General features: G+C 66.3%; 18 protein-coding genes and 1 pseudogene. 11 read left to right on the top strand and 8 right to left on the bottom strand.

What is annotated here, in order from left to right; all coding sequences use genetic code 11:
• The 4 genes from ACGFIE_RS12195 to ACGFIE_RS12180 are packed head-to-tail and all read right to left on the bottom strand — an operon-like array spanning position 1 to position 7023.
• Entirely contained in the window at positions 1-1767 is a 1767-nt protein-coding gene (locus ACGFIE_RS12195; RefSeq protein ID WP_393293824.1) for an AIPR family protein, read from the bottom strand.
• Complete coding sequence (locus ACGFIE_RS12190; RefSeq protein WP_393293822.1) at positions 1764-2759, bottom strand: PD-(D/E)XK motif protein; 996 nt, start codon at positions 2757-2759, stop codon at positions 1764-1766. The genes ACGFIE_RS12195 and ACGFIE_RS12190 overlap by 4 nt, the downstream gene beginning before the upstream one ends.
• Positions 2756-5551: a Z1 domain-containing protein gene (locus ACGFIE_RS12185; RefSeq protein ID WP_393293820.1), complete on the bottom strand. Its 2796-nt coding sequence runs from the start codon at positions 5549-5551 to the stop codon at positions 2756-2758. The genes ACGFIE_RS12190 and ACGFIE_RS12185 overlap by 4 nt, the downstream gene beginning before the upstream one ends.
• Complete coding sequence (locus ACGFIE_RS12180) at positions 5548-7023, bottom strand: ATP-binding protein (protein ID WP_393293818.1); 1476 nt, start codon at positions 7021-7023, stop codon at positions 5548-5550. The genes ACGFIE_RS12185 and ACGFIE_RS12180 overlap by 4 nt, the downstream gene beginning before the upstream one ends.
• A 283-nt stretch (positions 7024-7306) precedes the next feature.
• Here ACGFIE_RS12180 and ACGFIE_RS12175 point away from each other — a divergent pair, with 283 nt between their 5' ends.
• Positions 7307-9205 (top strand): DNA cytosine methyltransferase, encoded by a 1899-nt coding sequence (locus ACGFIE_RS12175; protein ID WP_393293815.1) that lies wholly within the window; start codon positions 7307-7309, stop codon positions 9203-9205.
• 17 nt (positions 9206-9222) lie between these two features.
• Here ACGFIE_RS12175 and vsr read toward each other — a convergent pair.
• The 3 genes and pseudogenes from vsr to ACGFIE_RS12160 form a co-directional block, all read right to left on the bottom strand.
• Positions 9223-9663 (bottom strand): annotated as a pseudogene (vsr, locus tag ACGFIE_RS12170) (DNA mismatch endonuclease Vsr); the annotation flags it as partial.
• A gap of 367 nt (positions 9664-10030) precedes the next feature.
• Positions 10031-10723: a DUF3800 domain-containing protein gene (locus tag ACGFIE_RS12165; protein WP_393293813.1), complete on the bottom strand. Its 693-nt coding sequence runs from the start codon at positions 10721-10723 to the stop codon at positions 10031-10033.
• Between the two features lie 46 nt (positions 10724-10769).
• Entirely contained in the window at positions 10770-10937 is a 168-nt protein-coding gene (locus tag ACGFIE_RS12160) for a helix-turn-helix transcriptional regulator (RefSeq protein WP_393293812.1), read from the bottom strand.
• 132 nt (positions 10938-11069) lie between these two features.
• Here ACGFIE_RS12160 and ACGFIE_RS12155 point away from each other — a divergent pair, with 132 nt between their 5' ends.
• From ACGFIE_RS12155 to ACGFIE_RS12115, 9 genes are all read left to right on the top strand, one after another.
• Positions 11070-11672, top strand: a complete 603-nt coding sequence (locus ACGFIE_RS12155) for a helix-turn-helix domain-containing protein (protein ID WP_393293810.1) — start codon at positions 11070-11072, stop codon at positions 11670-11672.
• Between the two features lie 206 nt (positions 11673-11878).
• Complete coding sequence (locus tag ACGFIE_RS12150) at positions 11879-13168, top strand: tyrosine-type recombinase/integrase (RefSeq protein WP_393293809.1); 1290 nt, start codon at positions 11879-11881, stop codon at positions 13166-13168.
• Positions 13169-13566: 398 nt separating this feature from the next.
• Positions 13567-15249 (top strand): ParB/RepB/Spo0J family partition protein, encoded by a 1683-nt coding sequence (locus tag ACGFIE_RS12145; RefSeq protein WP_393293806.1) that lies wholly within the window; start codon positions 13567-13569, stop codon positions 15247-15249.
• A gap of 131 nt (positions 15250-15380) precedes the next feature.
• Positions 15381-15818: a hypothetical protein gene (locus ACGFIE_RS12140; RefSeq protein ID WP_393293804.1), complete on the top strand. Its 438-nt coding sequence runs from the start codon at positions 15381-15383 to the stop codon at positions 15816-15818.
• Positions 15819-15880: 62 nt separating this feature from the next.
• Positions 15881-17014 (top strand): DUF932 domain-containing protein, encoded by a 1134-nt coding sequence (locus ACGFIE_RS12135; RefSeq protein WP_393293802.1) that lies wholly within the window; start codon positions 15881-15883, stop codon positions 17012-17014.
• A 144-nt stretch (positions 17015-17158) separates the two neighbouring features.
• Positions 17159-17518, top strand: coding sequence for a hypothetical protein (locus ACGFIE_RS12130; protein WP_393293800.1), 360 nt, complete (start codon positions 17159-17161; stop codon positions 17516-17518).
• A gap of 49 nt (positions 17519-17567) precedes the next feature.
• Complete coding sequence (locus tag ACGFIE_RS12125) at positions 17568-19205, top strand: hypothetical protein (RefSeq protein ID WP_393293797.1); 1638 nt, start codon at positions 17568-17570, stop codon at positions 19203-19205.
• A gap of 177 nt (positions 19206-19382) precedes the next feature.
• Positions 19383-19784, top strand: a complete 402-nt coding sequence (locus ACGFIE_RS12120) for a hypothetical protein (RefSeq protein ID WP_393293795.1) — start codon at positions 19383-19385, stop codon at positions 19782-19784.
• Between the two features lie 406 nt (positions 19785-20190).
• A complete protein-coding gene (locus ACGFIE_RS12115) occupies positions 20191-21504 on the top strand; it encodes a hypothetical protein (protein WP_393293790.1) in 1314 nt (437 codons plus the stop codon).
• A gap of 78 nt (positions 21505-21582) precedes the next feature.
• Here the strand turns inward: ACGFIE_RS12115 and ACGFIE_RS12110 are convergent, their stop codons facing one another.
• Positions 21583-21780 (bottom strand): hypothetical protein, encoded by a 198-nt coding sequence (locus ACGFIE_RS12110; protein ID WP_393293787.1) that lies wholly within the window; start codon positions 21778-21780, stop codon positions 21583-21585.
• Between the two features lie 1206 nt (positions 21781-22986).
• Between ACGFIE_RS12110 and ACGFIE_RS12105 the strand changes: the two genes are divergently transcribed.
• Positions 22987-23679 (top strand): hypothetical protein, encoded by a 693-nt coding sequence (locus tag ACGFIE_RS12105; protein WP_393293784.1) that lies wholly within the window; start codon positions 22987-22989, stop codon positions 23677-23679.
• The last annotated feature ends 2 nt before the right edge of the window (positions 23680-23681 follow it).

The raw sequence follows: 23681 nt of genomic DNA, 5'->3' as shown, positions 1-23681 counted from the left end.
TCAGCTTCGTCGAGGCGCAGAGGCGATCGCTGCCAGGTCGGCCGGCGGCGACCAGGACACCGCCCGGACCCGGTTCCAACAGTCCTCCTTCTTACACCACTCTGTGACGTTGGCTGAACCAGGCGGATCAATGATCACATCACGCACGAGCTGCGTCACGTGGGGCACAGTCGCCTCGATCTGCTCGGGGACCTGCTGCAGGCGCCACACCATGTCCAGGTCGACCTGCCCGCCGAGTCGCTCGACGATCAGCGCCATAACATAGGCAGCCGTCTGCCCCGGATATCCGCCGAGGCGCAGCTTCAGCACCTGTGTCCTAATGCCTTGGAAGAGGATCCCCTTGGCCACGAGGTGTCGGAAGTAGGAGAGAGTCGGGGCGTCCCTCTCGTCGAGCTTGCACTCCAGCGTCCACTCCTGAAAGCACTTCTCGGCGCCGAGACTGACTGTGTGCGGGCGCATCAGGTAGGTCATCTCGTACTTTGCCGCGTCGGTCTTGCTGAACCTCTGGTGCGGCGGGCACTCGCCCTCGAAACGCTTCTTCCGCGCAGCGGTCTGTTGACGGCTTCGTTCGACCTGGTACTGACCCCTGACACGTTCGTAGTACCAGCGGGTCTCGCGCTTGGAGTCAACCCGTGCCGGCGCCCAGGCCACCCTCGACACATGCTCCAGGCCGATGTGGAACGGCCCGTTCGCCTCGAAGTCTGCGGGTCTGATCGCGTTTTGCGAGTTGGCATACCTGGAGATTCGCGGCACGAGTTCGTTGAGAGCAGCCTCCGGGACCACAGTAATCTTGGCCATGACGTGCACACCGTCGAGGCTGTGGTTTGTCGATGCATGGTGCAACGAGGCCGTTGTCTGACCACCGTTGACGATCTGCAGGTCGTGCAGGCGCTTGAGGAAGACGACGCCCTCGCGTCTGTCAACCTCGACGTCGGTCGCGGTGGCGGATATGCCGTTGTTGTAGGCGAGGAAGCGGCCGGGCTGTTCACGGATTGTTGCGTGCATCTCCCTGTTCACCCTGCCGCGGGCCTGGAGGTACGCACGCACGTTGCGTTGAAGGATCCGACTGTGGTGTTTCGCGTACAGGTCGGCCAGCAGCTGACCAGGAATGACCGCCAGAAGACACCGGTAACCGTCTGACTGTTCGGGAGACTCGAGAACCGGGACAGTGTGCCCCATCTCCTCCAGATCGATGACAATCTCCTCCTGCGCGCGGCCGGAGGCGGCGAGCCGATGGAGTCTGGCAATGTCCCAGACCTGGTAGGTGACGGGCAGGCCCACGACCGTGGACTCGTCGATACTTTCCAGGGTGGCGCGACCGTCGGTCAGCAGAAACACGCGGATCCTGCGTAGCTGCGCCCACTCCGCATGGATTCGCTGCGCCATGTCGTAGACGGGAGCAGACTCCTCCTTGAGTTTGTGGAGTCCCTCGTGGCATGCCTGGGCAAAGGCGGTGGCGCGGCGGAAGAGGGCGCCGACCCGCGTTTTGGTGATGGTCTCTCCGGACTTCTCCGTCTCCCTGGTGACCAGGTCGAGAATCGTCCCGTCAGAGCTGATGTTGTACCCGGATATCTCGAGCGCGGGCCGGCCTTGTTGGCGCATGTAACAGACGTCGAGGTCCTCGAGTGATCCGTCGGCGATCAGCCTTTCCGACACCACCCTGACGAACATGTCCCCGACCATCATCTCCGGCTCGGCCGAGAGCCTCTGGTTGACCTCGACGCGAAGATCTTCGGCGAAGGCAGCCAGGTCGGAACTCGTGGTCACTGCGTGGCTCCAAGGTCTGCCGAGGCGAGGTGTTGGACGAGGTCGGTCTGTGGCACAAGATAGTCCCGACACTCTTCAAGGTCGACCGAGTAGGCGACGGCGCTCACCCCGGCGGGCAACTGTCGCCTGGTGATGCTGGGAAACCCAGTACCCACGTGGTAGCAGCGACGGGCGGCGAGTTCGTATCGTTCCCGCTCGTACTGCTCACGGTGGAGGTCGAGCCAACCGGCGTGCAGGAGTCGGTCCTCGAACAACGCGGCGTCCGAGGCGACCGCAGATTCGGCCCGCACAGCATCGACGAGCTCGGGGAGACTGACGCCGATCGTGGCGCTGGTGCGCACGCTCTGGTGCATCAGGACGAGGTACCCGATGCCGTCGGCGTCGAGCTGCGCCTCGTTACTGATTCTGCAGCGTCCCGCGTCCCGGTAGCCGGTGCACTTCACCTCGACAGCCATCCCTGGACGTCGGAAGTCCTGGTCTGCCCGCAACGGGCCGACCCAGGCAGCAACGGCTGCTGGCCCCCACGCTGGGATCGCCAACTCCCGCAGCACCAACAGCTCCCCATACAGTCCCAGCTGCGCCTGCGCAGACAGTCCCGTTCGCAGGCCCGCCGCGAGCATGCGATGCCAGGAGGCCATCCGCCGGACCAATGCTGCGCCTGGGCCATCTGGAGCGGCCGACATGTGCAGCACCAGATCCGCCACGAGAATATTGAACATCTCGGTCTCCACCAGCGACGTTGCGGCGACCCGGATCCTGCGACCCTCGAAGGTGTACCGGAGTTCCGCCGTGTCGGTCAGCCTCGGAGCTTTCGGCGCATCGTGTGCCGCCACGTTCAGGGCGCGGACACGGTCGGGGAAGTCAACCTCCAGGTACACCTCGGCGCTGAGGTCTTTCGTGCGCAGGCGTCGACGCCGCGTACCAGGGCTGCCAGGGGGTGACTCTTGCATCTCCTCGAACAGGCGCGTCACGTCGGCAATGGCGGGGGTCACTCCGTGTCGTCCTCGGGGAGGCCGAGTTCCTGGGCCCGCAGACTCTTGGCAAGGTTCTCGATGAACACACTGTTCGCCTTGTATCGGAGTTTCTTGGCATTGTCGGTCTGTGGAAACGAGATCGCGAAGCCGATGACCAACTCATCCGGTCTTCCGCTTCCCGGGTCCACGCGGTAGAGGACCATCAAACCGTCCCGTGGGGACCTTTCTCGCCGGAGGGCCCTACCACTCGGGCGCTTGACCGCCTTACCACCGTCGGCCTCGGCGCGCGTTCTGGCGACAGCGCGCTCGAACTGGTCCGCCGTCAGTCCGATGGCTTCGTCAGCGGGGTTCACCAGCACACCCACCTCGTAGTCCTGACCCGACACGTACGGCGTGCTGCTCGTGTTGCGCCGCGTCACCCGTCGTACCGTGCTGCCGTCGACCACATCCGTGGTCGGCGCCTTGCCGGCCACCAAGGCGACCGTCCAGTTGACCAGCTCACCCTTTGCCTGCTGGGCGTCGATGTACTCGATCAGAAAGCGAGGGGCCGCCTGGACGTTGCGGGGGGACGCCCTGAAGCCTGCGAGAAAGGCCTTCACCGGTTCTGGCGGCACATTGGTTCGTACGTACCCGTTAGCGCTGTTGACTGTCCCGTCGGGTAGTTGGTCGCAGCCGGCGACGGCCTCGACGAGGTTGTCGAGGAGCTCGCGGTTTGTCTTCGAAGATGCCGTGTCGGTGAGCATCACAAGTGTCTCGGGACGCTCACCAGAGAACGTGAAGGTAAGTGTCGTCGCTGCACGCCGTTTCACAGCTGCCGTGACCTGCAGCTGGCCGATGCCATCCTCGATCTTCAGCCCGACGTCGCGTGGTGTTGCGTTGTTCTCGGCCACCGTGGTGACGACGTCCATGAGTTCCCGGTTCGCGCGTGCGATGTGAACGTAGTAGTCGGTCAACTCCTTCGTGGTGTACAGGCGTGTGACGTCGAGGTAGCCGCTACGGAACCCGAACCACCGGCCCATCTGGAGGAGCGTGTCGTACGCCCGGGAGGCGCGCAGGTAGTAGGAGACCGTGAGTCCCTCGAGGGTGAGCCCGCGTGACAGTTTGTCTCCACCCACGGCGACCACTGTGAGGGGAGCCGATCGGTAGTCGAGGACGTCCTGGGCTGTCCCGTTGATCGCCCTGACGTTCTCCGCCACTTCGGCGAGCACCTCCGGGATAACGCCGAGCGCCTCCGACATCACCACGGGATCTCCGACCGCGTCACCGAGATCGTCCCGAGCGGCAAGTTCGCGGTGCACCGGGACGAAGTCGCGGCGCCAGAGCGTACTCAGTCGCTTCCGGACGGAGTTGCCGAGGCTGCCTCGTTCACCCCAGGTGTCGCGCATTGTAGCCAGGTGCTGTCGCACCTGACTGACCACGGCTGACTGCGTCTCGGTGAAGCGGGTCACGTGAATCAGCATGGAGTTGTGGCCCGCACGGCCACCTGCGCGGGCCGCGCGCACCTTTCGAACTGCGGTTGCCAGCACGAAAGCGTCTATCGCCTCGACCAACGAGGACGGCATCGGCGTCGCCGGCCGGTGCCCGTTCTTGTGACCGTCCGGCATCCAGACCGAGTGGTCCTTGATCTGCTTGATGATGGGCAACGGTTGGCGTACCTCGTCCGAGGTGGGATCCTCGAAACCGAAGACTCGTTCCGGTCCGCAGTAGTTGGACGGTGGCTTGAGGGCGAGAACGAAGCTGTTGGGAAACAGGTCCGGACCGAGCTCGGGATGGTCCGTGGTGTGCGGGATGAAGATGTTGCCGAACGGCGTGGCAGTGTAGGCGACGTACGCCTTGCGGTCGAACATCTTCAGAAGCTGCCGGATGGCCTTGTTGATCGCGGTGGGGTCATGCTCCGGGTCACTGTGAGTCTTGTTGTTGGGCGCCTTCCTGGTGTCGATTGAGGCATCATCGGCCTCGTCGTCGACGAGTAGGAGCGGAAGCTCGGCCAGCGCCTGGTCCTTGGTGAAGTTCTCCAACCAGGCGGCGAGGTTCTCGAGGATGCTCTTGTACTTCTTGACCACGATGAGCACTCGGTTCTTGCGCAGGTCGACCGCCGTCGTGAGGGCGACGTTGCGCTTGAAGTCGGACTCGGTGGTCGTGAGCGGGAACACCTGCACCGGCGGGTGCAGTCCCAGGAGACCCACACCAATGTCGCCGAGTCCGGCACCGTCGGCACGGTGGCGGGTCACCCTGGTGTTGAAGCCCAGGAACTCCAGGTCGAGGCGGGCCTGCGTCTGGTTGCGCAGGCTCTCGTTACGGCCGGCGAGAACGATCACGAGGTGGTAGCCGGCATCCACGGCCTTACATATGACGCCCGTGTAGTTGGCCGTCTTTCCGGACTGGACCTGCCCGTAGACCAACCCGTAGGTCGACCACGACCCAGGGCGTCCTGGGTCCTCGAGTCTGTCCATCACGAGGTCAGTGGCCTCGTGTAGTGCCTCGACGGGCTGTGGTTTCCAGCCGGCGCGGGTTGTCAGCCACTTGCGGTAGCGTTCCCAGTAGTCAAAGGCAATCTTGTCACGCCGCGCCGCGTACCAGGGTTCGTGCTGGTCCGAGTTGAGAACTGCGACCGGACGGGGCACCCAGACGTCGAAGCGCTCCTCGAGCCGAGTCGCGAGTTCGTCAACGTTGACGAACCCGACAGCGCTGGCGACCTCCGCGGCAAAGGTGGCAACCTGTCTGAGCTTGTCGGCCGTCCGTTCGGTGCGCGGCGTGTTGAGCAGAGCGTTCTCGCTGATGCCGAGCGCCATGTCGAAAGCGTCGATCACGAGCTTGGTGCTCCTTCGCTATCCAGGACCTCGGCCAGCACGTCCGGGAACCGATTGAAGGGTTCCGTGGACTTGAGCGCCTGCAGGAATGCCTCCCGGGAAGTCGGCTGGGCTGGCAGCTTCGCAACGGCTGCCCGCAGGAGCAGGGCCACCTCCTCACGCTCGGCAGCCTCGAGAGGAGCCTGCGGAACGCGTTCGGGGGAGCTGCTGGTGTCCGCCGCTATGAGCCCGACCGGCACAGTCTCCTCGATCAGGCGCAGCAGCGGCCGTACGGCGTCGGGAGCGTCGGCGAGTGCTGCGACGACGACAGGATGCTCTCTGTTGATCCTGTAACCAGTACGACCGCGCCGCTCGTGCTGCTGCCACACGAAGACCAGCCGGTCCCTACCACCACGTCGGTCCCCGCCCGAGCCCCTGTGGCGAAACACCTGTTCCGATCGGGAACGGGCAAGTGTGGCGATTTCGGCGAGCCTGTCACGCAGGTGCGCAGGCGGGATGACCTTGGCCTTCCGTACGTCGACCTGCCAGGAGTGATCGTCCTCGGTGCCGATGTCTACGGAGATCCGGGCCAGTTGGGTTGGATGGGTCTGGCGCAGGCCGGGCATCCCGAGCCAGCCGCCGAGAGTGATCAGCCGCTGCCGGCGGTAGACGTAGAAGCCCTGGTGCCGGATCCAGCCGGACGAGCCAGCCGCGTTCCTGCTCGCACTCTCGAGAATGCGGGAAGGGTGCGGTAGGACGAACGGAGTGACGGTCACAACCCCGCTCCCACTGTGGATCGACTCGGTGCCCATGTCCTGAGTTGCCGCGTGGTCACGCAGGAATGGGTCCCATCCCGTGACGGGCTGACCGCCCACGTGCAGACTCAGAGAGCCGCGGCTGAGGTGCCGGCCGAAGACGGCTCCGAGATGAGTTCGCACCTTCGTCATACGGTTGACCAGCACACTTCCGGTGCCGCAGTGGTCCAAGTTTCTCCAGAGCACCATCGTGCCGTGATTCCGGAAGTTCAACTGTCGGACAACCGACATGGCCTCTTCGTCAAGACTGTCGCGCAGGTACCACCCGTTACGTCGCCGGACATGGTCCATGTCCCATTCACGGCACGCTGTCCGGCCGTCGGACGACCGGCTGATGACGGTCAGGCGGCGAGCCTGCGAGAAAGAGGCGGTCTTCAGGCCGAGGCCGAAACGTCCGAGATCAGCCGGATGGCGTTGCACCCAAGGCCCGTGCGTCCCAAGGTGCATCGCCTCGTGGAGCTGCGCCTCAGTCATACCCCTGCCGTCGTCGACAATCGCCACCCATCCTCCGGTCGCGTCGGCGTTGTACTCGATGCCGACCGTGACGGCCTCGGCCGTGACACTGTTGTCCACGAGGTCGGCAATCGCGTCCGGCAGGTCGTAACCAAGCGCCCTGAGCGACTCGATCAACGCTGCGGCCTGAGGCGGGGCGTGCTGGTCGCTTGGCTCGGCGGTCATCGGCGCCCTTCCCCTCGATAACGGTGAGACAGCATACGACCTCACTGCGGATCCCGCCGGTACGACAGATCGACCGGGAACCCCTCCCCGACTTGCCTGACATCGTCGAGCCTTTGCCGTGTGGATCTCTCCCGGGCAGGCCGCTAGGATACCGGCACGGTCTCGAACTGACGCGTGGTGACTTCCGCTTCCGGCAGGTCATCAAGTAGCGTTGCTGGAATCGAGTAGTACAGGTGTACGCCCTGCGTGACGTGGGGTATTCGCGAGGGGGGACGACTGCCGGGTGTCCACCTACGGCGTCAAGCTGCAGCGTAGCGACGATCTACGGCTCGTTCCACATCCCGACGGCTGCACCACCGAGACATTCGTCGACTGGTGCCAGGGTGAGAAGGCCAGAGGTCGCCCCCTCGCCGTGGACCTCTTCTCCGGCGCCGGCGGCCTGAGCCTCGGACTGACCAACGCGGGATGGACAGTCGCCGCTGCAGTCGATCACGACGAGAAGGCCCTCGCAACCCACCGGGCGAACTTCCCAGGGCTCGCTCTCGACGTCGACCTTGGGGATGCCGCCGCCCGACGCGGACTGATCCGGCTACTGAAGAGGGTTGACATTGACCTGGTGGCCGGAGGGCCGCCCTGCCAGCCGTTCAGCCGTGCCGGACGCAGCAAGATCCGCAGTCTGGTTGAAGCCGGCGTCCGGGACGAGGTCGACCACCGCAAGGAACTGTGGCGGTCCTTCGTGGAGGTTGTCCTTCGGGTCCGGCCTCGCGCAGTGTTGATGGAAAACGTCCCCGACATGGCGCTCGGGGATGAACTGTTCGTTGTCCGCTCCATCGTGAACACGCTGGAGAAGGACGGATACCGCACACAGGTGCGGTTGGTCGATGCGTGGCGCTTCGGCGTCCCGCAACACCGCCAACGCCTCATCGTTCTGGCTCGCCGCGACGACGGAGCGTTCACCTGGCCGGAGGAGACCGACTCACCCACGAAACTGCGCGAGGCAATCTCGGATTTGCCCGAACTGGGTCTGACCACCGGCGGTCGCGTCATGGCCTACGAGGGATCCAGCAGCGAGTACTCGATCGCCATGCGCGACGGAGCTCCGTCCGGACTGGTGTACGACCACATGACCCGTCCGGTACGGGACGATGACCGAGAAGTCTTCGCACTCATGGACTCCCGAACTCTGTACTCGGACATCGATCCCAAGCTACGCCGCTACAAGGCCGACACCTTCGACGACAAGTACAAGCGGCTCGGCTGGGGCGATCTCAGCCGGTCGATCACCGCACACATCGCCAAGGACGGTTACTGGTACATCCACCCGGAGGAACACCGTACGCTCACTGTTCGTGAGGCAGCCCGCATCCAGACCTTCCCGGACCGGTTCCGGTTCGCGGGTACGCGTAGCGACGCGTTTCGTCAGATCGGCAACGCCGTGCCGCCACTGCTCGGCAAGGCCGCCGCGCTGGCGGTTACACCGCGCGAGGACCTACCCCTTCCCAGCACTGACAGGGACCTCGGGCCCGTGCGGAAGCGGTTGGCTCAGTGGGCGACACTGCAACGCAGTAGCCAACACTGGTATCTGTTTCCGTCGGACCAGATGTCTCCGACACTCGCCGCGTTGGTCGCGATGTGCCGGGGCCAGACGGGCCTCGGCGCTGCACTCGAAACAGTAAGAGGCCTCACCAACCTCACGCCGGTTCACCTCGAAGCGATATCCCGCCACCCGGACGCCACCTCGCGGCTACGACGGGCCGCGGAGCGACTATCGACCGTGATCAGCGAACTCGACGACTGCGACGATCCTGCCGAGATCGCTGAGAAGGCACGCCTCCAAGCTGCGGAGACCGAACTGTTCCGGCTCCTGCTCGGTGAGGACCGACTACTGCCGAATCAGGCCACGGTCAGAGTCGCAGACCGCGTACTCAGCACCGGCTCCGGCGGGTCGAACCTCCGTACCCGGGGCCGCCTTGATCTCGCCCTTCTGGTTGGTTCCGGTCAGCATGCGCCTGGACGCATGGCCGCGGTCAGACTTGTGGGTGCCAACTTCTGCAAGGCGGATCAGTCGTCGTCGGCCTGCGGCAGCTGCCCGTTGCGAGGACACTGCGACGTGGGTTCTCTGTCTACGTCAGCTGTTCGGCAGGCTCGCGCCACCCGTGCGGCAGCCGCCGCCGGGTCCTGACGTACCTCGCACTCACGGACTCTGATCACCGACCAACCGGCAGCAGTCAGTGCCTCGTCGTTGCGGCGGTCTCGCTCAACGTTGGTCCGTAGTTTAGTCCGCCAGCGATCGGCGTTCGGCCCTCTGAACTTCTTGGGTCCGTGTTGAGGACAGTCGTGCCAGAAACAGCCGTCAACGAAGACGGCCACTCTGTGACGCGGCATGACGAAGTCTGGCCGGCATCCGGCCAGGCGACGTCTCAGCCGGAAACGGAGGCCGAGCGCGTGAACCGCTCGTCGGAGTGTCAGCTCCGGAGCGGTGTCCTCCGTCCGGCGCCCCCTCAGATGCGCACCCGCAGACGTTGCTACCCAGTCACGCCGGTCAGGCTTAACTCCCGAGTGAGGCTTCGCGGGGCCGCCAACCGGCAAGTTGTTACTTTGCGACTCTCGCCGAGATTCATCAGGGGCTTCAGTCCTCATCAGCATCGAACCAGCTCTCGTTGTGTTCGACGTCCAGCAGGCTGGGGGAACGCAGCCAGGGTACGGCGCGGCGGGGACAGCGTTGTGCGCACGCGCAGCGCTGGGCTAGGAGCGACGCTCCTCCCCCGTCTAGCGATGTCAAGCCCCCAAGGATTCTCAAGAGAGAGGGCACGCAAGCACAACCGTCAGCCGTACTTGCCGAGGTTGGGGGCTGTGACACCGCTCGCGCCGGGGGCGGATGCTGCTCCTGCGCCCCCACTGCTAAGGCCGCTTACGCAGCGCCGCCCTCGATCGCACTACCCCGACACGGCACCTCCGTCCACTCGCAGGTTCCCGTGGGAGCTGGCCTGCAATGGGGTCTTCCGAGTCAAAGTTCGACGGGTCCTCCTGCCCCGTCGAGATGCCGGAGGACCCGGCCGTACCAGGTGGTGGTTTTGTCCCGGCGGCCGCCTGGTCGCAGCGATCGGTATCCGGTCCATGCGGCGAGGTCCGCAATCTGGACCCACTGGCTCGTATTGGCGTGCCGGAAGAAGGGGTCCTCGATGAGGGCACGGCTGCCGTTGGCGAGGGCGCGGTGTGCGCGGTTGTAGCCGCCGTTGGTGCCGTCACCGTCCAGGACGACGGCGCCGAAGGCGGCAGCTTCGTGGAGGTCGGCGTCAAGCTTCGCGATCATGCAGCGGTAGAGGTCCTGCTTGTCGCGTTCGAAGTTGCGTCCTCGGGCGTTGGTACGGCGATAGACGCTGCCGAGCGTGATTCCCGGCAGAGCAGCTATCGCGGTCAAACACTCCTCGATGACATTCAGACCTTTCCCAGCCGTCCTGCCGGCAGGATCCTTCACCCAGGCCCCCCGACCGCCTGCCAGCTCGGTGGCATGCAGCCGAATGTCGGCGGGGATGCCGTGGCGGCGGAAGACCGCAGCGCGGAACCGTAACCATCGTTGGGTCGCGCCAGCCCACTGTGCTGGGTCGATCCGGATCCAGCTGAACGTGGTCAGGCCGTGGGCTTCGCTACCGGAGTCGTCGACGTAGAAGAGGGCGAAGTTGGTGCCGGTGGTGGTCAAGCTGGCTCGCTCCGAACAGGGTGACGTGACGGTGGTTGAGGGGTGGTCAGCGCTCGGAGCTGTGCGCTTCGAGCCACGTGTCAATGTCGCGCCTGCGGTAGCGGCGGTACTTCCCGACCTTGTACGACTTGGGCCCATTGCCCTTGTAGTTCATGTAGTACAAGGTTTGGGGCTGGACGCCCAGGTACCGGGCGGCTTCTTCGTGGGTCCACATGCCCGTCGACTCTTCTCGCATCATCAACTCACTTGCTTGTTTAGCAAGTAGATCCGCTCTACTTGCTGATGGGGCAAGTAATATGACCGGCAGGCTTGCAACTTGTCAACAGGGCGAGTAAAACTTACGAACATGACAAGTGAGCAGCTCGGCGACGAGGCCACCCCGGGCGAGGTGGTGCGTCTACGCCTCAAGGAGATCCGGAAGAAGCGCCGACTGAACCCGGACAAGGCTGCCGAGCTGTACGGCGATCCGGCGATGTCGACGACTGTGTTGATGAACATCGAGGCGGGGCGCCGCCGGACTCCGGTTACCGTTGACGAGCTGATGCGCTTCGCCTACGCGCTGGACGTTCCGCCAGAGGCTTTGCTGGTTCCCGGTGCCGACCGACGGGTGCAGGTCACACCCGGTGTGGTGGTCGACTCGATTCGGCTGCTGCGGTGGATGCGCGGCGAGGAAGCTCTCGACGGCACTGACGCGGCGCACTACGAGGCGACGGCAGCTGAATCAGTAGAGCCATCCGGGCGTGGCATCCCGCAACAGCTACGCGACGAGTTCCTGACCAGGGCGCAGGCCGCGTTCGACGGCTTCTTCGCCGACAGCGACGAGATTCGCCGCAAGACGCGCCAGCAGGTCCGCGAGGTACTGGGCGAAGTCCGCACCGCCGCCGCCGACGGCGCACCCACTGAGGAGCTACTCGCGATGATCGACGGCTTCCTCGACCGGCTGGAGTAATCACCCGGCGCCACCGCTTCACTGCTTCTGACAGACCACTCGTGACCTGCGGCTTGGTCACGAGCCGATAGCCCGTACCCCGACAATCCGCGGCGCGCCACTCGCACCGACAGCCGATACCGCACACCCTTCAGCCCGCAGCCTGGTCCGGCCGCCGGGGCGATACCCCCTGTCCTCAACCCGCTCGCTGTACACGAGCCGGGGCGATGACGTGCGCCCCGACGCCGGCCGGCTTCGCAATGCACCAAGGAGTTCCCCTCATGGCACGAGCATGGATCAAGCCCAGCGCCGACGGTCCCGGCTACACCTGCTTCTGGATGGATCCAGACCACCGGCAACGACAGAAGACCTTCCGGCGCAAGATCGACGCAGAGAACTTCCGCACCCGCAAGGAGCGCGAACTCGACACCGGCACGTACCTGGAGACCGAGCGAGGCGCCGAAACCGTCGCGACGCTGTTCGAACGGTGGGCCACCACACGCGGCCTGGAGAACTCCAGCGTCCGGCAGTACCGCAGCATGCTCAACCAGGCGGTCCGGCCATACTTCAAGGCCAGGACGACCGGGGCGCTCAAGCTCGCCGACATCCAGGCGTGGATCTTGTGGATGCGCGACACCAAGAAGTACCAACCGCAGACCATCCAGACCCGGTTCGGGTACCTCAGCTCGGCGCTGCAGTGGGCGGTCGACAACGACGAACTCGGCCGCAACCCGGCCAAGCGGGCCAAACTCCCCGGTCGCCGCGCCAATGTACGCCGCGTGGTGAAAGAGAAGATCGTCGTCCCGACACGCGTCGAGATCGAAGCGCTCATCGCTGCCTTCGACCCCCGATACGCCGCGGTGGCATGGCTGATGGCTGGCTGCGGGCTACGCGTCGCTGAGGCGATGGGCCTTTGTCGCGACCAGATCGACTTCCGCCGGGGACTGCTGCACGTCAACCGGCAAATCACCGAGGACGGCGAAAGCGACAGTGGCAAGAACGCCGGCCTGCATCTCAAGATGTACACCAAGCACCGCGATGCCGAGTCCCCCGGCCGGGCCGTGCCGCTTCCCAAGGTCGTCGCCGCGGTCCTACGGGCACACCTGAAGAAGTTCGGCACCCTCGCGTGGCAGAGCAGCCAGGGTCAGGTCCACCTGCTCTTTCCCAACCACAGCCGGACCGGCCTGCTGTACCAGTACTACTTCCGCAACCAGATCTGGCAGCTGGCACTCACGGAGTCGAAGGTGTCGTTCACCAAGACCCACGCGCTGCGGCACTTCTTCGCCTCCTCGATGCTCGGCAACGGGGTGCCGATCACCGACCTCGCGGTCTGGTTGGGCCACAGTAATTCCAAGGTCACTGACGAGTACTACGGCCACCTCATGCCCGAAGCGCCCGAACGCGGCAGAACCGCCATCGACACCGCAATGGCCACCCCGCCAACGAATAAGGCTGCTGTTCAGACGGACCAGCCGGCCGTCGTCACTTCGTTGCGTGATTCCTCAGGACCACGGTGACCAGCCAGCGACGGCGACCCGAACACAGCAGGACCTGCCGATCCACAAACGTGGGGCAGGTCCGCCTTCCGACCGTAGCACCCGCTGACCGCGCCCAGGTTCCGCCCGGCAGCACCCCCGGTGTAGCGGCCTGCCTCCGCGCCGCTTCGTCGTTGACGTTGACCTGCTCTCGGGCGGGAGGCCGCGGGTGCGGTTGCTGGCCCTCGATCCTGACCGGCCGCGGCTCGCCCCGCAAGGCCCACCGGCGCAGCCGCCTCTGAGCGTCGTACGGAGCGTGGGTGGGCCTGTGCGGGGCTGCGCCGATCGGCCGGCCGGGCGGATCGGGCCAGCACCGCCCACCCGGCCGTTCCCGCGCCGAGTAGGGCGTCCTTGTGGTCTTGGAAAGGACGTTCTCTGTTATGACGACCACTCTGTTGTCCCGACCCGTACCGGACGAGCTCGGCGTCGCCGAGGTCACCGCCCTCGCGGACCCTGCGAGCCTGCTGGTCCGGGCCCAGTACCTTGACCCCCGTGAGCTGGTCGATAACCCACGCAACCTGCGTACGGACGTCGGTGACCTGAGCGATCTGACCGCCTCGATGGCGGTCGTGGGAGTTCTCTGCCCGTTGGTGGTCATTCCGGTGCCGGAGCAGCCGGATGCGTTCCAGTTGATCATCGGGCATCGCCGAAAGTACGCGGCGATCGAGCTCGGCATGGAGCAGGTGCCGGTGTGGGTCGCCTCCGACGAGGGCGCGGCGGCGCAGATCGTTGCGCAGCTCGCCGAGAACGGCCACCGGGTGGGGCTGACTCCTACGGAGGAGGCTGAGGCGTTTCACCAGCTGACGTTGCTGGACTGGTCGCCCGAGCAGATTGCCACGGTGCGGGCGATCCCGGCGGCGAGGGTGAAGCAGACCTTGAAGCTGCGGGAGTTGCCGCAGGCGGCGCGCGGCGCGGCCGACGCCGGCACCCTGACGCTGGAGGATGCCTCTGCGCTCACCGAGTTCACCGAGGATCCGGCTGCCCTGGATCGAATCCTGAAGGGCACCGGGTCGAGTTGGGGATTCCGGCACGCCATCGCCGCCGAGCGCTCGAAGCGGACCTTCGCGGCGGCGAAGGAGCGGGCGAAGGCGGAGTTGGTGCTCGCCGGGGTGAAGGTGACGTCGAAGCCGAAGGGCTACCCCTACAGCGGTACGGCCGTGGCCGCCACGCAGCTCGCCGACGCCAACGGCAACCCGCTTGACCCAGAGATGTTTCCCACGTTGGCGGGGCTCGCAGCGTTCGTTGAGAAGATCGGCGACCATGCCCAGACGACTTTCTACTGTGCGGAGCCGGACCGGTATGGCTACCAGCGCCTGAGCTACGGCAGTCGTCGGGGCGTCACGGAAGAGGAACGTGCCCGCCGGGAGGCAGCCGAGCAGGCCCGCGCCGAGTACCTCGCTGGTCTGACAGTCGCGGCGGAGGTGCGGCGGGAGTTCTACCGCACCGCATACGGGTCGGCGCGGGCGGTGAAGCGCCTCTTCCTGGAGGCGCTTCGGGCAACCGTCGTGGGCGGGTTGCGGTTCCGCGACGTCGACGGCCTGTACGCCACTCTCGGTGGCGTCGATGGTGCCGCTGCCGTGGTGGCTCGGGAGGACAAGTTGCGTCGCTGCCTGGTGGCGCAGTGGATCTGCGTCCAGGAACGCAACCTCGGCTACGCGGCCCGCGACGAGACGTGGGCGTTGGATGACGAGGCGGCGGTGGCGTGGCTCGACCAGCTCGTCGCCGACGGCTACACCCTCTCCGAGGCGGAGACGACGCTGCGGGATTCGCTCGGCCGTGACCCGCAGGACGAGCTGCCCAACGACGAAGACACCGACGAGTCCACGGCCGCAGACGCCGAGGATCCAGATTTCGGCGATGTCGATGCGGAGACCGAGCAGGCCGACGGCCTCGCTGCGGACGACGACGTGCTCGCCGCACCGCACACCGCGCAGGAGCCCGAGCCCGAGGCGACGGAACCCGAGGCAACGGGCCCCGAGGCCGATGACCTCTCGGACGCCGATGAACTGGCGGACGTCGAGAAGCAGACGTTTGACGACGGACCCGTAAGCGGCAAGTCCTGATCTGAAAATCCGCTATCGGCGGGGGTCCACGCACTGCGCGTAGGCCCCCGCCGACTCGCGTGCCAACCCGACTCCGCAGCGGAGCGAGGTCACTCACCGCGCCAGCTCTCGACATTTCCGATTGGAGCCCCGTGTCCACTGACGCCGACTTGGTGTCCGAGGTCGATGACCCTAAGCGCCGTCTGGCGCTGATCCGCCAGCGGGAGATCCTGCTGGCGTTCGAGGAGTACGGACCTGGCTATCACCGGGTCACCGGTGACGGCTGCCGGTACGTCGCCGAGATCGTCAACGCCACCCCCGCCGAGTGGGAGTGGATCTACGCCCATGCCCGGACCCATCCCGAGGTGCTGATTCAGGCTGGGCCGGCCCGAAACCCCGCGCGATGGCGAGAGCTGCGCCGCGAGCAGGGCGAAGTGGCGTTCCGCGCCGCCGACGCCGCGTTCACCGCCGGCGACACCGCCGGCGCCCTGGACCACCTCGACGAGGCCCGCGCGCTCGGCACCCTCGGGCCCGAGCAGTGGGAGCGACTACGCCTGGCCGTCATGACCGCCGCTAACGCCGGCCGCTGACCCCCTCAACGAACTCCCCATCTCCAGACTCTTCTCGAAGGGATCCATCCCTCATGTCTTCGATGATCACTGTTCCGGCGCACCGCAACGTCGACCTCGACCAGCTACGCCACATGCTCACCGACCAGTCCACCCGCGCCATGGACGTCAAGGCCGGCGCCGGACGGATGCGCGCCGTCGCCGGCAACCTCGTCCTGGACGGCACCGAGCCGCAGCTCGGCCCGGAGGGGGTGACGATGACCGCCGGCACGTACACAGTCAACGATGTCGCCACCGCCGGCCTCGCCGACAAGCTCGGCATCCCCGTCGCGTACCTCCGGCGTCTCGCCGCCGAACACCCCGACCTGTTCGACGACAACGTCAACGGCTGGCTTGCCCGCGACCCCCGCAACTTCCTCATCCGCTGCCTGCGCAACGACACCGGCGGCGGCATCGTGCGGGCGGTTCTGTCCGACCGGTACCACCGCATCGACAACCTCGACGTACTCTTCGCCGCCCTCGACGGGATCCGGCGCGCGAACGTGCGGGTCCAGTTCGCCGGATGCGACCTGACCGACCGGCGGATGTACCTGCGGGTCTACTCCCCTCAGGTGCAGGTCGCCGCGCCCCGCCTGCTGGCCCGCTACCGGTCCCCGTTCGACGGGCGGGCCGGCTCCGAACTACCGATCGTCTCAGCCGGATTCCTGATCTCGAACTCCGAGACCGGGGCAGGTGCGTTCAGCATCGCCCCGTGGGTGCGCTTCGAGGTCTGCCGCAACGGCATGGTCATCCGCCGCAACGCCCTGCGTCGTACCCACATCGGCTCCCGCATGACCGGCGGAGACGGGGTCGTCACCGCCTCCGAGGAAACCACCCGCCGCACCCTCGACCTGATCACCTCCCGCACCACCGACGCGGTCACCGCCTTCCTCGACGCCGACTACATCGCCGAGGTCCTGCGCGAGCTCGACACCGCCGCCGGCACCCCCATCACCGACCCCAACACCACACTCAAGATCGTCGGGCAGCGGCTGCGCTACAGCGAGGACCAGCAACGCGACATCCTCGCCCACTTCATCGCTGGCGCCGACCCCACCGCCGGTGGGGTCATGCACGCCGTCACCTCCGTCGCCCAGACCCTTTCCGACGCTGACGCCGCCCACGGTCTCGAGGCCACGGCCGTCCAGGCCCTGCACCTCGCCGCCACCACCGCCTGAAACCACCTCTCTCGCACATTCGCGCGCCCGGACCCATTCGCAGGTCCGGGCGCGCCGTGTACTCGCCCAGGAGCCGCCCTCATGAACCACACATCTCCTCGCCCCCGATCCGACGATGCCCGACAGCAGGACACGGAGCCGTTCGTGATCATGGATTGGATACAGTTCCGTCTCGCCGTCGGCGCGGCTCTGGCGCACCGTCCTGCCCGCGTCGACCAGATCCTCTTCACCACGGACGGACCTGCGCTGCTCACCGTGGTCGGCGACGACGGGCCCGTGTATCAGCTGACCTACGACGTCAACCGGGCGCGTACGTGGGTCATCGCTGTCTGGGCACCCGGCGGTGTCCTGCGGCCGGTTCGCGGCGCGGCCTGCGATCAGGTCGGGTTCCGTCTCGCGGGAGGCCACCCGTATCTGGTCTACGAACTCCTCGCCCTCGCCCACCACCCGATGACCATCGTCCGCGGCACCCCGGCCGACTTCCCCGCCCAGGAGCCGCGGTGACTCCCCTCGACAGCTACTGCGGCGCCGTTGGCGAGAGGGGGCGGGGCCGGTGAGCGTCGACCTGGAGGCCGTCGCGCACCTGGCGAGCCGGGACCGGCGACTGGCCCGCCAGGTCCTCTACGCCCAGCAGGCCCAGGCCGCCGAGGAAGCGAGGATCGCCGCCGCTGACGCCGCGATGCAGCGTCAGCTCCAGGCAGCAGAGCGGCAGCAGCACCTCGCCGCCCAGACCCGCGCCACCCAGCGCCGCGAGGCCGAGGAGAGAGCCGCCAATCGGCGGGCCCGCCGCGAGGCCCGCACCCGCACCGCCCGGCAGCGGGCAGCGCGCTGGCGGCACCAAGCCGCTTCCCACCTCGCGTACGTGCGGGGGCACGCCGACGACGTCTACGCCGCCACCATGTACATGCTGGCTGTCTGTGGCGCCGTCTACGGACAGATCACCGCCGCGCAAGCTCGGGGCTGGCCGATGCTCGCTGGGATCGTCGTCGCCGTCGCGATCGAGGGTCTGGCACTGGTTATGGCGCTGACCGCGCAGAAGATGCGCCTCGCCGGGGAAGCCGCCCGCACCCCGCGCGCCCTGACCTGGCTCTGCGCCGCTACCGCCGCCGGCATTAACTACCTCGGCCACCAACATGCCAGCCGCGTCGGCGCCGGACTCCTTGCCGTCCTGTCCCTCGCCGGGATCGTAGTCTGGGAGATCCGCAGCGGCGCCCGACACCGCGTCGAACTGCGCCGCCGCAGGCTCCTACCCGATCCGCCGGCCGCGTTCGGCTGGCGCCGCTGGCTCCGATACCTGCCCAGCACCGCCGCAGCCTGGTCCGTCGATGTCCGCGACCGCGTCAGCCCTCGCGCCGCCTACCTGCTGCGGAGGGCCGCAGCCGAACGACAGGCCCGGCGGACCGCCGCGAGGCGCAACCAGGTCCGCCGGCTGGCACGCCGCACGGCCCGCGCCGCCGCACGGCGGGGTGACACCGGCGCGGTCCTCGCATCTCTGACCTGGCTCGCCGAACACGGCACCAGCCGCCCGGTCCCCGCCCTACCCCACCCACAGATCCACCATGAGACAGGACAGGTCCCGGACCAGTCCTCATCACCACAGGACCGCGCCTGCACCGAGCCGGACCCCACGTCTGCTTCAGGGCAAGCATTCCCGGCGCAGGACCGGACCCGGCCGGCCCCGGACTCTGCGCTATCCGCAGGGTCAGACCCGGCAGCGCGGATGGCCCCGGCGCAAGACCGGACCGCGGTCGACAGGGACCGCAGTGAACAGGACCACGGCCACGATCTCCCGGACCAGGTCAACGCCGAGTGGTCTTCGCAGCGGACCTCCACCTCGCCCTCGATTTCCAGGGACACCGTCGCAGCATCGACCGTCGAGGCGGACGACCGGGTCGGGGTCCGGAGCATCGGCGACAGCGGACCGGCTCCGCGCGAGATGCCCTCGCGGGACGGGGCCGACCGGCTACGGCCACGGCCGATCCCCGACGTTAGGGACCTGATGGACCCCGGGCGTCGAGTCGCGGACCGCCTGAGCGCTCACGGCGTGACGCTGTCCCGGTCGGTCCTGATCAAAGGGCTACGCACCGATGGGGTCCGCGTTTCTACCGACCGCGCCACGGCGCTCCTCGCGGCGCTCAGGGCCGACGGACCGATCAACGACGCGGCAGTCCTCCCGTCACCGCAGGACTAGGCAAGCCCTTGGTCCCCGGCGCCCGGCCAGCGTCTCGCCGACCGACGCCTCTCACCCTCCACGCGGCCCAGAGCGATGCCCGCCGCCGCGACAGCACGAAGTCCCCAAACAGCCTCCAGGAGAAGCACTGCGATGCCCGACCTTCACCCCACTTCGACCAGACCGGAAGGGCTCCCGATGAGCGGCCACATCCGCCACCCCCACGACCCGCGCCAGTCGGTGTGCGGCGTACCCGCCGCCGACGTCCGTCGATGGGAGACCGAAGCCCCACCTCGCACCGGCTACACCTGCGCAGACTGCTACACCCTGCTCCCCGAAGCCGCCCGACCCGACGACGCCAACCACCGGCCCGACGACCTCGCCCTCATCGACACCCTGCGTCAGATCGTCGCCAACCGGCAACACGCCAAGATCAACGGCGTCTTGGTTGACCTGTGGTCAGCCAGCGTCACCATCCTCATCTGGGACCGGCTCCGCCCCGACAACCAACAACGACTGCTCACCCTGCCGCCGCACGAGCTGATCCTTCGCTGCATAGCCATCTACACCCGCCTCACCGAGAAGGGAAACAGCCGGTGACCGGCGGCCGACCAGAGCAGTGGTTCCACTTCGGGCCATGGGTCTTCGACATCGACGCAGCCAAGGCTCTGATCGCCTCGGCACCCCGGGACACCCTGCCCCTCGACGTCACCACCTGGTCGACCGCGTACGGCCTACTGACGGCATACGGGTTCCAGCGCAGAGTCATGTACGCCAACTCTGCAGAGGCCGGGACGCGGAGCACTCGGGACACTGCGCCAGCGGGCATGCCCGGCGACCCGCGTCTGCCATTAACTGCGAGTAGTCGATCGCCGTGGGCTGGCGCCCGAATCGCGGCATGAGAGTGCACCGACTCGCTCGTTGATCGCGACGTTGTGGTTCGGCGTCAGAGAGGAGACCAAACCCCCTCGCGCGTCGGCAGGCTGAACCCCCAGAATGGATGACCATGGGCAGTTGGGGTGAACTGAGTGCCGGACCGTTCACATTATTCTTCTTCAAGGATATGGTCCCCAATGACCTCGTTTGCCTGTTTCAGGACGAAATGTATTCCCCTTCGATCGGGCAAGCTTCAACTCGCTATGCGCTTGATGGCAAGCCGGACCATGACGTTGAGTTCTTCGAGTACAAGGCCACCGGGCGTCTGATCGCAGACCGGCTCGACATCCTCGGCTTCGACATCGATTCTGCACTCGAAGTTCTGAGGCAATCGATCGGCGAGAACCTTGACAGTCCGCCTTGGTTCGAAGGCATGGGCAGGATAGATCCAGAGTCGGTCGAACGCTGGGAGGCTGAACAGGCAGCACTCGCCGAGCTTGACACTGATCGTTGGCTCAAGGCGATAGCATCAGCAGCCGCTACACAAAGCAAAGCTGTGTTCGAGCCCCCCGATCAGGAGCCAGTCATCGGATCAAGAAAGTGGTTGCTGGAGCTAATTCCTGATGAAACTGAAAATGCCCGATGGCACCGCTTGCGGCTTGTGACGCACGCCGTGCCTGACATCGAGGTGATTCTCGATGTTTCAGATCTGGTCTATGGCGGCTGGCTTGTCAAGGACGAACTCGACACCATGCCATCAGTTGCTCAAGAATGGTGGACAGCCGAATCGTCAGCCAGATCACCGATTGTCGTACTGACCGAGGGCAGCACCGACGCCGAGTTCCTTCGTGCCGGCCTTAAGTTGCTGTATCCACACCTGACCGACCTCGTGCGATTCCTCGACCCCCGCGCCAGATCCGAGGGCAGCGCAGGAGCGCTGGTCAATACCGTGAAAGCATTTGCCGCAGCAGGTATCAGGAACCGCATCGTCGCCGCGTTCGACGACGATGGCGCCGCTAGTGATGCCTTGAAGCAGCTCAAGGCTGTCGCGCTACCGCCGAATATCGTCCTCATGCAGTTTCCCGCTGTGCCGATATCCGACTATCTGGTCGCTCAACTCCCACCTCTCGGAAGTCAGCACCGGCCGACTGAGGATCGAAGCAATGCGCGAATCTCCGGGTGCATCGAGATGTATCTAGGATCTGACACCCTCCGGGGTGACGACAACATTACGCTATTAATGGATCTGACCGTCCATCACCGCGACCCTGGCCACTATGAGGCCCGTTTCGCCGACAAAAGAAGCAAGAAGAAGGTGCAGGAAAACTATCGCCGCAAGGTCCGTATAGCCGAAGCACGTGGCGGCCCGCTACCGCACCAGGACTGGACTGCCATGGCAACTGTCCTGAAACGCATCATCAGCGCCCACAAGACCGCGTCATAGCCGGCTCAGCGAAAGCACGGCGCTCTCATCGGCATGACAGATAGATCACAGGCAATGAGAGCCACTACCTTAACGTCGCTACTTCGGCCAGCGGATGTGCCCCTTATCGACCCACCAGCCGTTCAAGTAATCGACATCCGTGGCGCCGTCCTGGTGCACGCTCTCAAAGCTTGGGCTCAGTCGGGCCACTGCCCAGAGCGTGTTCGCGAGGTGCGCATACTCTTCGTCGGTCGCGTCCTCACTGAGCTCAACGGTGATTCTTCTCTTCTTGGGCATCGTTTACCTTCCGGGTGCGGGACAGCCAGCCTAATGGCTCCTGAGGCGACCGGGTAGAGAGCAAGCTTCCGGTTCGGAGCCCGTCCCAGGAGCCCCAGCCCCCGCCAGCGGATCAACTCTCATCGACAGATCCGGACGCCGCCGGGTCGACATGCATCACCCTTTGTAGTCGATCTTCTCGGTGTGCGACGAGGTCGGCTCGGCTGTCAGGTCGTCGCTGACCTTACGGACGCCGATGGCCGCTGTGTACTCGGTGGCTTACGCGGTTTGCACTGCAACTCGTACGCCGACACCTACCCCACCTCGACAACCCGGATTCGCGTAGAGCGAACCTCATCGGCCCGATCAGCGGCGCCCTGAGCCGGGCCTTCGCCCTGACCACCGACCTGAGCACACCACTGGTCGTGGGGCAGATCCACATCACCGGCCAGCCGCCCCGCTGCTCATCGATGGGGCACACCGGCTCTACTGAACCTGGCGAACGGGTGCCACAGCTACCCACTTACCTGCTCACTACCGCAGAAACTGGCCAGATCAAGTCGACCTGGTAGACAGCGCACCCCAGGGATCTCCGAACTGCTCGCTTTCGATCGACGGCATGGCAGGCGCTGGCACCTGCGCTTATAGCAGCCGAAGCCGCCCTTGCCGGAATTGGACCGAGTGCAGGCGCAGCAGCGGGGCCTTCACGCGCTCCGCTGCGGCGGTCAGCCGGTGTGCGTACTGGCCCTCGATCCTGGCCGGCCGCGGATGGCCCCGCAAGGCCCACCGTCGCAGCCGCTCATGATCTTCGAAGGTCGGTCGGGTGGGCCCGTGCGGGGCTGCGCCGATCGGCCGGCTGGGCGGATCGGGCCAGCATCGCCCATCCGGCGACCCCGCCCGTTGAAAGGAGACCGGGTCGGACGTCGATCGACGACGCTGCCCGCAGGCGAGCCCGTGAGGCAAGCGCATCCCAGCGAACCAATCCTTGGGGCAGACAGCGCTCTCCCGACCGTCATCTCTCTGCTCGTCGGGCTCGTGCAGCTCGCACCGGCAGCGAGATCCAAGGCGGCCGACGGCTGATCACCACGCACACGCCAACCACCTGTGCCTGTGGGCCGAGGACTTCACGGCCGGCCACACCAACCGCGAAGCACTGCTCGGCAGTACCGCCTACCTGATCGCCGCCGGCCGGCGGCCCGCTCACCTCAAGAAACCTTGGAAGCACCCATGACTGAACTTCACACCGTGGCACTGCCTGACCCGTATGGCGAGCTGGCCCTCACCCAGACCCCGGACCTCACCAGCGGGCAGGTCCGCTACGTCATCTCCGGGCGCCGCGCCAGCGGCGCCTTCATGATCGAGCCCGCCTTCGCCGGCGAGGAGCTGCTCCCGACCCGGATCTGGGTCCGCTGCGGCCACGAACCCGCGGACGATTTCAACACGGGCCCGCTCATCAATCGGCCGGTGATCAACGGGATCACCATTGCGGGCATCGCCGACTTGGACCCGGATCAGCAGGAGCCTGTCCGGCGATGGCACCTGACGGTCTACCGCGCCGGCAGCACGCGAGTCGCCGACCTGGTGCCGGACAGGACCTCGGAGTACGCCGCCGCGATCATCACTGTCCTGCGCACCATGTGGGCCACGCACCCGCTACGTCATACCCTCGTCGCCACCTGGGCGCGGCTGTGTGCCGAGCAGCGCGCCGAGCACCTCCTGCGCGACGAGTTGGCGCACCGCTACCGCAGACGCGACGAACTCTCCGCCGAGATCCACCACTACGAGCGGCGCGTCGCCGACCTTCGCATCCTGGCCACGGCCGGCGCCGATGCCGGATCGAGCAGCGGCAACGGACAGCCAGCACTGCGAGCGACACAGGTTGGCACCGTCCACGCCGTTGGCGTCGGAAGCGGGGCCTGACC

The organism is Micromonospora sp. NPDC049275, assembly GCF_043197115.1.
Taxonomy (GTDB): domain Bacteria; phylum Actinomycetota; class Actinomycetes; order Mycobacteriales; family Micromonosporaceae; genus Micromonospora.
This window is presented reverse-complemented; position numbering and strand designations above follow the sequence as displayed.

Coding starts and splice junctions, on each gene's coding strand:
- ACGFIE_RS12180 (WP_393293818.1), bottom strand. CDS start 7,023: ATGACCGCCGAGCCAAGCGACCAGCACGCCCCGCCTCAGGCCGCAGCG.
- ACGFIE_RS12160 (WP_393293812.1), bottom strand. CDS start 10,937: ATGTGGACCCACGAAGAAGCCGCCCGGTACCTGGGCGTCCAGCCCCAA.
- ACGFIE_RS12155 (WP_393293810.1), top strand. CDS start 11,070: ATGACAAGTGAGCAGCTCGGCGACGAGGCCACCCCGGGCGAGGTGGTG.
- ACGFIE_RS12150 (WP_393293809.1), top strand. CDS start 11,879: ATGACGTGCGCCCCGACGCCGGCCGGCTTCGCAATGCACCAAGGAGTT.
- ACGFIE_RS12145 (WP_393293806.1), top strand. CDS start 13,567: ATGACGACCACTCTGTTGTCCCGACCCGTACCGGACGAGCTCGGCGTC.
- ACGFIE_RS12135 (WP_393293802.1), top strand. CDS start 15,881: ATGATCACTGTTCCGGCGCACCGCAACGTCGACCTCGACCAGCTACGC.
- ACGFIE_RS12120 (WP_393293795.1), top strand. CDS start 19,383: ATGAGCGGCCACATCCGCCACCCCCACGACCCGCGCCAGTCGGTGTGC.
- ACGFIE_RS12115 (WP_393293790.1), top strand. CDS start 20,191: ATGGGCAGTTGGGGTGAACTGAGTGCCGGACCGTTCACATTATTCTTC.
- ACGFIE_RS12110 (WP_393293787.1), bottom strand. CDS start 21,780: ATGCCCAAGAAGAGAAGAATCACCGTTGAGCTCAGTGAGGACGCGACC.
- ACGFIE_RS12105 (WP_393293784.1), top strand. CDS start 22,987: ATGACTGAACTTCACACCGTGGCACTGCCTGACCCGTATGGCGAGCTG.